Here is an 8,254-nt window from a genome sequence, read left to right on the forward strand (position 1 = left end):
TGACAGAGTTATTACCAAATGATACTATATTGTTGCCGGAAGATTTGAAAGATGTTTTACAGCAGCAGTTCGATCGCCTATCCGAACTAGAAAAACAAGTAATCTCCTTATTAGCGAAAGAAAGCCAGCCAATCAACCGGGCAAAATTGCTAGAAAATGACATAATTCCGGCTTCAGATTTGCTAAATGCGCTGCAATCTCTATCGCGGCGCTGCTTGATTGAACAACAAGCAAATTTTTACACGATTTCACCTGTACTGAGGCAATATGCGATCGCCTATGCGGTGTAATTGATATTTTTTAGTCTGCGGAGGCCGACCTAGTTGGTATAGTAGCCAGTTCAATCGCCCACTAACTAAATACATAAACTCGGCCAAACAAAAACCGGGCAACTTCAAAGCTACCCGGCAATCCTAACTTTAGACCTCAGACAAATCTAAAATCTAAAACCTAAAATTCTTAAACAGCCACAGTCTTCTTAGCAGAAGAGCTCAGTTCGCCCTTAGCATACTTAGCTGCAAAATCGTCCAAAGACACTTGCTTAATCTTTGTACCGTGACCAGCGCAACCGAAAGAGTTATAACGATCGCTACAAACCTTCTGCATATACTTGATCGACGGCTTCAAGAAGTGGCGGGGGTCAAACTCATCAGGCTTGGCAAACAAAGCTTCGCGCACCGCAGCGGTAATCGCCAAACGGTTGTCAGTATCGATATTGATCTTACGAACGCCGCACTTGATACCCTTTTGGATTTCTTCCACAGGTACGCCGTAGGTTTCGCGGATTTTGCCGCCGTTGCTGTTGATGATTTCCAGCAATTCTTGGGGCACAGAAGAAGAACCGTGCATTACCAAGTGAGTATTCGGCAAGCGGCGGTGAATTTCTTCAATGCGGCTGATTGCCAAAATTTCGCCAGTCGGCTTGCGAGTGAACTTGTAAGCGCCGTGAGAAGTGCCGATCGCGACTGCTAGAGCATCAACGCCGGTTTGCTCGACGAAATCAACAGCTTGTTCAGGATCTGTCAGCAACTGATCGTGAGAAAGCGCACCTTCAAAGCCGTGGCCATCTTCTGCTTCGCCCATTCCTGTTTCCAGAGAACCCAAGCAACCCAGTTCGCCTTCAACGCTAACGCCGATCGAATGAGCCACTTTCACCACTTCGCGAGTAACTTCAACGTTGTACTCGTAGCTGGCGGGAGTCTTAGCATCCGCTTCCAGAGAACCGTCCATCATGACGCTGGTGAAACCTTGGCGCATGGCAGAATAGCAAGTGCCGGGGGCATTGCCGTGGTCTTGGTGCATGGAAATGGGAATGTGAGGATAGGTTTCAACTGCTGCCAAAATCAAGTGGCGCAGGAAATTTTCGCCAGCGTAGGAGCGAGCGCCGCGAGAAGCTTGCAGAATCACAGGGCTGTTGGTTTCGTCAGCAGCGCGCATGATCGCTTGGATTTGCTCCATGTTGTTGACGTTGTAAGCCGGTAGGCCGTAACCATTTTCAGCCGCGTGGTCGAGCAGCAATCGCATAGGTACAAGCGCCATAGATATTCCTCCTAATTATTTGTGATTTTTGGGCAGTGAATTTTGGACAAGCTCAATTCTTACGATAATATTAAGACAATTTGCCACCGATCGCGCACTATCTTTCCAGATTTACTTAAAAGTTCAAAAAACAAAATTTTGAGTTCCGAGCATTTAGCTCAAAACTCAAAATTCTTAACTCACAAATTTTTTATGGGTCGCCCGGGATTTGAACCCGAGACCAATCGGTTAAAAGCCGAATGCTCTACCGCTGAGCTAGCGACCCGCGAAAACATTGTTACCGCACACAATTTCTAACAGTAGCACCCCTCATTTAAAATAGCAAGTGTTTTTTAAAAAAAATTTGCAGTCATGCGAACCAGCATCTCGCAAGTCGCTCCCGGCTGCAAATAAATCAAGTGTTCGCCAGTGTTAAGGGCATTTCTAGGAGCAGTCCAAGGTTCCAAACAGTAAAAATCCTTGCCCTTCACCATCCAGAAAACCAACTTCCCATAGCTGGAGTTGTAACTGAGGGTGAGTCGCAAGCCGCTCGCCGCGTCCGTGACAGTAGCAGCAAGACCAGTAAGTTCGTCAAAGGAAACATCAATTTCATCCAGCGTCGGGTCAAAAACCCCGGTGAAGTAACCCTTTTGGTGGGTGTTCTGATCTCTGTACTGCATCCCCGGAATCTCAAAGCGGAGCTGAGATTTATCCGTCGCCAAAAAGTAGGGGTGCAAACCACTAGAAAACGGCATGGGTTCGTCAGACAGATTGGTGTATCGCTGAAAAATTTCCAAAGAATTGCCTTTAATCTGATAAGTGAAGGCTAGTTGGAAATCAAAGGGATAAACAGCCCGCGTCTGGTCGCTGCTGTCTAGAATCAGGGTAAGAGCGGCGCAACCCTCCGTAACTTGTTCGCCTATTGTCCAAGGCAAGTCACGAGCAAAGCCGTGCTGTTTGAGCTTACGCTCCACTCCCTTGTGGGTGTAAGTATTCTCGGGGAGATTGCTGCAGATGGGAAACAGGATGGGAATCCCGCCACGTACAGTTAGATCGGGATTGGCGAACCGTTCCGCGTCCAAATAGAAGATTTCTTTGCCTTCAACCAGCCAGCTAGTGGCAATACCGCCCCGTTCCGGCACAACTTCTAGAGTAGAGTTAGCGGTTTCGTCGGAGAGGATATAGGTTTTGTACTGCTTTTGCTTGAGCGCGATCGCAAACACATTTGTCATCGGTAGTAGGTCATTGATCATTGGTTGTCAGAAAATCGGTCGTTAATAATTGGTCGCTGGTATGTTGATGTTCACCCATTACCGCTCCTATCCTCCCCCTGCCTGCTCGCTCCAGCTACCAGCGGCTAACCAATACTCCTAGCTATAGGAGGCAGGGCGATCCGCTGCTTGGAGCGGTTGCTGCTGGTAGCTGGAACGATCTCTGAGGCCGGCGGCGCTTTGAGTGCGACTTCAAAAGATACAGCCCGAGTGGGGGGAAGATAGCTTTGGGGACTCGGCACTGCTTCTTGACTGGGAGATGGGGGCGCAATAAACGGTTCTTTGATGAATGGCTCTTTTGTAAATGGATCTGCTTCCCCACTGGGATTTTGAGGTTGAGTCGGGTAGATGCGCGGTGGCAAATTTTGATTCGGAGGCGGGTTTGAGTCAATTGCAGGCCCCGTCCCGTTCGGGAAAAATGAGGAGTTGTCCGGCTGTTTGGGCGCAGCCGGCAAAGCCGGCAAAATCAAAGTTGGTTTGGGTTGTCCGGGGCCTGGCAGAGTGCTTTCACCCGAGGTTCCCCCGGAACTTCGCCCGGGCTGGTATGTACCGCTCTTTGCTGCTCCTGGCAATGGAGAATTTGGAGTTTTTGATGCCACTCCTGGCTGGACTAGGGGCTCGAGAACTACAGAAGAGCGCATCGGTCGATCGAAAATACTAGAAATTTGCTCGACGCGTTTGAGGATGCGATCTGCTGCGGCTCCCTTCACCACCTTCGGCTGAAACTTTTTCACCTCCACAGGCAGAAACTCTACCTTCATATTCCTGTCTTTGAGCGATACTTTCAGGACTGCGGTATCGTAATCCCTGCGAGCATTCCCGCCGAATATAAAATTACCCAGCGAGTAAACTATCGGACGGCCCTTGTAAATTTCTGCACCTTGCAATACCTGGGGATGGTGTCCCACTACCAAATCAGCTCCTTGGTCGATCGTGAACCGAGCCAAATCAATCTGCCAGTCCCCCGGATAATCTGCCAATTCGACTCCCCAGTGGTAATTCACAATAATCCAGTCTACCTGACCCCTAAGAGCTTTAATATCCTCGGCCACGCGATTGTTACGGCGGGGGTTCGTGCCCGCTTTCCCTTGGTCAGCGACGTTAAGCTCGGCATCGTAATAACCGAGGTAGGCAATCCGCTGACCCTTAACTTCAATAATATCTGGACGCCTCGCTTCTTTAATATCTCTGCCGGCTCCCAGGTGTTGAATCCCACTATTATCTAGAGTATTCATCGTCTCCACCAGCCCTGGTTCCTCGTAATCCATAGCGCGGCTATTTGCCAGATTGACAATATCCACTCCTCCGGCTGTTAATACTTTCACCGATTCTGGATCGGCTTTAAAATTTAATTGTTTTTTACCAGACCCCAATGTAGAGCGAGTCAGGGAGTTTTCTAGGTTAACCATCGCCACATCTGCTTGCCGGTACTCGTCCATATTGGCGAAAGCCCATTGGTGATCGTTGGCAGCAGATGCTCCGAGCGCATCCGATAGATTCACATTTCCTCCGAACATCAGCGTTACTGTTGGGTCGTAAGGATTAGCAACTTGCTTTTGCTGTACTACTGGTACCACTTCTAAGGCCGCTTGCACCGTATCTCCACGTTTTGGAGGCGGCCCCGACATTACCGCAGTTTGCTGGTAGCCGGATACTGGAGATACTAACTGCAGGGTCAGAGCTTCGTGGTAGCTGACCCAACACCCTAAAATAAAAGAGGCAAGTGCCGATCCCACTAGCAGCAGAGAACGATACGTTTTAAATTTAACCCAATCGACGACTGGTAGGGAACGGTAACGCCGACGCTGGCGGTTTGCCGGAGTGACAATTCGCACTGACTGTTTCCAGAGAATGTCTGCATCCCCAGCCAAGCGCGCGTGAATTCGCACTCCTTCTACTGCTGGCGAGTTGAGTCTCCAGAGTTGGTGGCAAATAAATTTGACTAAGCCTTCGCGGAGAGTGCTCCCGAGTAATGTAGTATCTGGCGCAAATTCGCGCTGAAATTCTACGAGGATTTGGACGCAGCCGGCCTGAGCCTGTTCGACGCGGGCATAAATCCCTTCGGGTCGCAGCAAGCTGTCAATCCAGTAATTGAGGGCTTGAAAGTTGCCCGATCGCGCTAGCTCCAAGATAGACGGCTGCGACCAATTTTCTGCGTACACCATCAATTAGCCTCCTTAATACGAACGAGCAATGACTCCAATTTGTTTTGAACGGAACCGCAATTCTTTTAGCTTAACCGCCACAGGTTCCGCTGCCCGTTTTGAAGCTAGTTGTTGGCCGCCACCATTTTCTACATTTAGGGGCTGCCTGCTGTCAGTGATTTTTATCACACTCAGGTCGGTAGATTTGAGATTTGAGATTTGAGATTTGAGATTGAGTTCACAGAGGGTAATCGGGGCCAGAACCAACGTCGAAACAAGAGGTTTCTGGAGGAATTGAGGAACAAGAGAGGGAGATTTATGAGGCAGAGTCTGTTTTTATTGTCTCTGTTTGAGTGTCGCTTTAGAGCTTTCGCTTTGAGATTTGAGATTTGAGATTGAGCCAAGAGGCGTTAGTGGGCGATAAAACAAACGTCGAAACAATAGATTTCTGGGGGACTTGAGGCAAAAGAGAGGGACATTTATGAGGCAGAGTCTGTTTTTATTGTCGCTGTTAATCGCGTGCCTTTGTCAAGTCCTAATGCTTCGATCTATGCTGGCAAATGCCTCTCACGAGGGATGCCACTGGCTGCACAACCTGTAATTGGATAAATGGCGTACTAGATAGATTTGGTGGTAAAATCAAATTTGGTAACTCCCATCGGTACCAAAGTTGCGGAAAACGTGAAACTGGCCAGTCCACACGGCTGTGCCTTCCGATGTAAAACCCAAAGTACGTTACGGTAAACAGACCATATTTTAAGCAAGTTACACTGCGCAGGAGAACTGACAAATGCTACAGCGCAAAATCTATCAACTCTGTTGTGATGGTCGTGAGGTTTCTATTTTTCTTCGAGATCAGCAACGTTGGATAGAGCGCGCTCGTATCCTAGATATTGAAGGGGATCTAGTCACGCTGCGCTACGAAACCGACGAAGAAGACGAAATCAGCTCTTGGGAAGAAATGGTGCGTCTCGAAAGTATTGGAGCTGTGTCCCAGAAGTTGGCTTCGGTGTCCCGAACTAACTGCGAACCCCTAGTTTCTGACGATTGTCCCGAAGCCGAACAAATTCGCAATCACTACCCGGACTCGAATTTGGAATAGTTTTGATCTCGCGCTTGAGGCACAAGGAAAACTTGGGGGAAAAGAAAACGACTTTTCTCCCTTTTTTGTGGAGAAATTATGCAAAAAACCCGGTTTAGGCCAAACATATTCTGGTTTGTGAGCACATAAGCTATTTTGCCTTTAAATTTAAGCTTGATGGCGGGATCTGCTGCCCACGGGACAACAGCGTAAATACACAGTAGTTTAAAAATTCAATGCACGACACCCTAGCCCTGCTGAAACAGGGTTTTTTGTCTGGTTGCGTCTAGGACTGTTTTTTTGTTTTCTAAGCCTGCAGGCTGGTTTGTAGGTGTCCGAGAGCTTATTCGCCGTCTGTTTCGCCATCTAGGAAAAGTTCCGACTCCGGTATCGCTTTAAATACGGGACAGTAACCGTCGGGGGTAACTTTAAAGCCAAACAAAGCACTGGACTGGTTCCAACAGCGCTGGCTGCGGTAGTGCTGGCAATTGCCGCAGCATTCGAGGTTGGCCTGAACGGCGCTGCCTTGAAAAAGGAGTTCGCGCTGGGAGATGCCGCGCAGTACCAGCTCTTCGCCTTGCCAGCGCGCTTCTACCAAGCCGGTATCGGCAAAATTGGCCCACCGAGGATCGGCTGTAATCGGACTCGGTAAGCTAATTGCTACCTCTGTCCCCAATTCGCTGAGTTCTCCCTCATAGTTGGTTTCTGGGATAGCGGGCTGCAAAAACATTTCTCCGATCGGCAATTCGACAAGTGTTCCGGCTTCCGGAGTGTGCAACTGGTAGCGGTTTCGCAGCTCGTCCAAGTTAGCCAAGTCAGCCAAATATGCAGGGGAACCGTGGAGTAAAATTACGTGCTGGGGACGCAAATTGTGGATGAGTTGGGTAGTCCCGGGCCCGTCGCAGTGTTCGGCTAGCAGATAAGTTTCGACACTTGTGACTCCAGATTCTGGCCTGTTGCCCAGCCAGTCGCTGACGGGATATCCTGGTTTTTGAGGGGCGAGCAAAATCCAAGGATGTGTGCCATCGGCAACATACAAAGCCAAATCAGCTATTTGGTCAGTAATCACAATACAGGGCGTGGCTCCCAATCCGGGGCGTTGTTCGGCAGACAGCCGGCGGACGCGGGGTTTCACCCTTTCGTCCCAAAACAAAGGTTGGTGCAGAGCAAAATTTTGGACGGCGGTGGGAAATTGGGGTAACAGTTCCAGATAAGCGTCGCACCCGTCGGCGACAGTGCCGTCCACCCAAATATCCAAGTCGCGACCAGTAAAGTAGTGGTGACTGCGGAGCAGCATCAGCATTTCTTGACCCAAACCAAGGGCCGGCGCGGGCAGCAGTACCGAGTACCCGTCGGCGATGGCGCGGTGGATGCGATCGGCTAACTGATTTTCTAGTTGTCGGCGGTGAGGGTGGCGCGCCGTGCCGTAACTGCCTTCCAAAATTAACACATCCGGCTTCATGCCCCTGAGTTCTCCCAGGGGCAAACCTTCCACCAAACGAGAATTCGATAGGAAAAAGTCGCCGGTGTAAACCACGGTGTAGGTGCGGTGCGGCGCGGCATAAGTCAGCAGCACAGTCGCCGCTCCGGGCAAATGGCCTGACGGGAACAACTGCACGCTCAGTCCTGGGCGCACTTCGAGCGGCGACTGCCATGGCAGTCCCTGGCAGAACCGGGACTCTGGCTGCTGAGCCAGTTCTGGCCAGTTGAGCGGTAGCAGTCGCGCTGTCACTTTGCTGGCGTAAATTGGCAAGTGGGGGAAAGATTGATGGAGTGCTAGCAAACCTCTGGCATGGTCAGAGTGGGCGTGGGTACACACCACAAAATCGGCTGGCAGCGATCGATTTAGTGTCGCTGACAGCGGTGCAATATCCTCTACACCGCAGTCGAGTAAAATACGGTGCGGCCCCATTCGCACTAGCAGACAGACCCCTTCCTGTGCGTGGCCTGCGCCGTAAGGTAAACAATCGAGATCCATCACTGCGGTTAGCTCCCTGCTTTGCACGCAACTTGCAGTATCGCCACATTTAAACATTGGTTGCGACTGCATTCATTCGATCAAGTTCAGTCTCGGACGCTGAAACCGGGTTTGATGAACGAAAACACTTTGTGGCCGCCCTCGCTCCCGGTTAAAAAACCCGGTTTATCAAAGTTCTGGTGCGTAAGCCCTAGAGCTAAATGTTTGCTCGAAGGCTCCGGCTCTCGTGCAAGGAAAGTAATTGCACTTAAGATTTGATGCA

Annotated in this window: 5 protein-coding genes, 1 tRNA gene and 1 pseudogene; 2 read left to right on the plus strand and 5 right to left on the minus strand. The window is 50.0% G+C overall.

The features are described 5' to 3' along the window. Positions 1–290 (plus strand): annotated as a pseudogene (locus tag QUA38_RS25605) (ATPase); the annotation flags it as partial. Between the two features lie 169 nt (positions 291–459). On the opposite strand, the gene fba reads toward QUA38_RS25605, so the two are convergent. The 4 genes from fba to QUA38_RS25625 form a co-directional block, all read right to left on the minus strand. After that, positions 460–1,539 carry a class II fructose-bisphosphate aldolase gene (gene fba, locus QUA38_RS25610; RefSeq protein ID WP_333166900.1) on the minus strand — a complete coding sequence of 360 codons (1,080 nt, stop codon included), beginning with the start codon at positions 1,537–1,539 and terminating at the stop codon, positions 460–462. Between the two features lie 193 nt (positions 1,540–1,732). After that, positions 1,733–1,804 (minus strand) — tRNA-Lys (locus tag QUA38_RS25615). Positions 1,805–1,871: 67 nt separating this feature from the next. Then, positions 1,872–2,741, minus strand: coding sequence for an aldose epimerase family protein (locus QUA38_RS25620; protein ID WP_445305104.1), 870 nt, complete (start codon positions 2,739–2,741; stop codon positions 1,872–1,874). Between the two features lie 134 nt (positions 2,742–2,875). Then, on the minus strand, positions 2,876–4,954 hold the full coding sequence (locus QUA38_RS25625) for a CapA family protein (RefSeq protein WP_333166904.1): 2,079 nt from the start codon (positions 4,952–4,954) through the stop codon (positions 2,876–2,878). Between the two features lie 769 nt (positions 4,955–5,723). On the opposite strand from QUA38_RS25625, the gene QUA38_RS25630 reads away from it, so the two are divergent. Continuing rightward, positions 5,724–6,035, plus strand: a complete 312-nt coding sequence (locus QUA38_RS25630) for a DUF6679 family protein (protein WP_006633466.1) — start codon at positions 5,724–5,726, stop codon at positions 6,033–6,035. A 322-nt stretch (positions 6,036–6,357) separates the two neighbouring features. Here QUA38_RS25630 and QUA38_RS25635 read toward each other — a convergent pair whose 3' ends face one another. Beyond that, positions 6,358–7,992 carry an MBL fold metallo-hydrolase gene (locus QUA38_RS25635; RefSeq protein ID WP_333166906.1) on the minus strand — a complete coding sequence of 545 codons (1,635 nt, stop codon included), beginning with the start codon at positions 7,990–7,992 and terminating at the stop codon, positions 6,358–6,360. Positions 7,993–8,254 lie beyond the last annotated feature (262 nt).

The sequence above is a fragment of the Microcoleus sp. Pol12B4 genome, assembly GCF_036701385.1.
In the GTDB taxonomy this organism is placed as follows: domain Bacteria; phylum Cyanobacteriota; class Cyanobacteriia; order Cyanobacteriales; family Microcoleaceae; genus Microcoleus.